1 protein-coding gene is annotated in these 1,585 nt (G+C 52.2%); it reads left to right on the top strand.

What is annotated here, in order from left to right:
• Nucleotides 1-420 precede the first annotated feature (420 nt).
• Complete coding sequence (locus V3330_RS19580) at nt 421-897, top strand: hypothetical protein (protein ID WP_354697156.1); 477 nt, start codon at nt 421-423, stop codon at nt 895-897.
• Nucleotides 898-1,585: the final 688 nt, after the last annotated feature.

Here is a 1,585-nt window from a genome sequence, read left to right as displayed (position 1 = left end):
GCGTTTAAGTGCGTTCCGCCAGCGTTGCTGGCTCCACCGGACGCGTGCTGTGCACGCGCCTCTTAACTAAAACGTTATTTGTACTGGGCCAACCAGAATGAGAATGGGCATTGCGAGCGTGTCGTCCGAGCGCGGAACAGACGCAGAAGTTTCCACGGAAACGTCGTTCAAGCGTTCCCACGGAAATTCTTGCTGAGAGAATGTGCGGGATTCGATCACTAAGGGGTATCAGAGCCACGTTTCTACGGTGGTGGCCGAGACGCCATGGTCAGGATAGAGCCAGCTTCGAAACAGGAGCCCAGATGAGCACCATTGCCAGGCATTTTTCCGCGCCAAATAACAAGGCGCTAAAATCGTTCGCTGCGCTCACTCGGACGCCTGCTTTGCAGGCGCCGCTTAGCTAAATCGTTATCTGTATACATGATTCGCACCCTACTCTTGTTAGCCCTATTGCAGATACCTGCATTCTGCTGGGCCTCAAGTAATCTTACTGAGGCTGATCTTCTCGGTGAGTGGAAAACAATTAGCCCTACTGCTGAAATTGAAAAAGCCACGCTTCTTGTAAATAAATCCGGACAGTTTTCCATCTCTCTAAGCATCAGCCGCGAAGTGGCTCACTTGTGCATAACAGCTACAGACAGCATTAAAAATGATGAAGGTATTTTCATTTTCAACTGTGACTCTGAAGACACTATTGGTGTAAAGCTGGTTCTCGCAGGCTGGAAGGCTGGTGGTGAGAAAGCGCTATTCGGCACGGTGTATCTTTACGAGAATGGCCAACTTGTTAGTGGCTTGCCTGTTTCTCTCCACCAGTTTGAGCCAACAGATAACAAAGCGTTCAAGTTCGTTCCGCCAGCAAGCTGGCTCCACCGGACCACGCTGCGCGTGGCCGCTTAACTCAATCGTTATTTGTACCGCGCCAACCAGAACTAGAATGGGCATTGCCAGGGTGTAGTTAGTTCAGGAAACAGGCGCAGAAGTTTCAGCGGAAACGTCGCCCAAGCGTTTCCGCGGGAATTTTCGCTGAGAGAATGTGCGGGATTCGATCACTAAGAAGTATCAGAGCCAAATTTCTACGGTGGCGGCTGAGGCGCCATGGCCAGGACGGAGCCAGCTTTAATCCAGGAGCCCAGATGAAACCCAGTTCCAGGTATTTTTCCGCGCCAAATAACAAATCGTTCAAGTGCGCTCCGCCCTTCGGGCTTCGCCGGACGCAGCTACGCTGCACCGCTTAACTCAAACGTTATTTGGACTGCGCCAACCAGAATTAGAATGGGCATTGCCAGGGTGTAGTTAGTTCAGGAAACAGGCGCAGAAGTTTCAGCGGAAACGTCGCCCAAGCGTTCCCGCGGGAATTTTCGCTGAGAGAATGTGCGGGATTCGATCACTAAGAAGTATCGGTGCCAAATTTCTACGGTGGCGGTCGAGGCGCCATGGCCAGGACGGAGCCAGCTTTAATCCAGGAGCCCAGATGAACCCCAGTTCCAGGTGTTTTTCCGCGCCAAATAACAAATCGTTCAAGTGCGCTCCGCCCTTCGGGCTTCGCCGGACGCAGCTACGCTGCACCGCTTAACTCAAACGTTAT

It is taken from the genome of Elongatibacter sediminis, assembly GCF_037892215.1.
GTDB classification, from domain to species: Bacteria; Pseudomonadota; Gammaproteobacteria; order Xanthomonadales; family SZUA-36; genus Elongatibacter; species Elongatibacter sediminis.
Note: the sequence above shows the minus strand (reverse complement) of the source record. Positions and strands in the feature narration are given on the sequence as shown.

Bases quoted from the DNA above. Each gene is read 5' to 3' on its own strand.
- V3330_RS19580 (WP_354697156.1), top strand. From the start codon at position 421: ATGATTCGCACCCTACTCTTGTTAGCCCTATTGCAGATACCTGCATTC.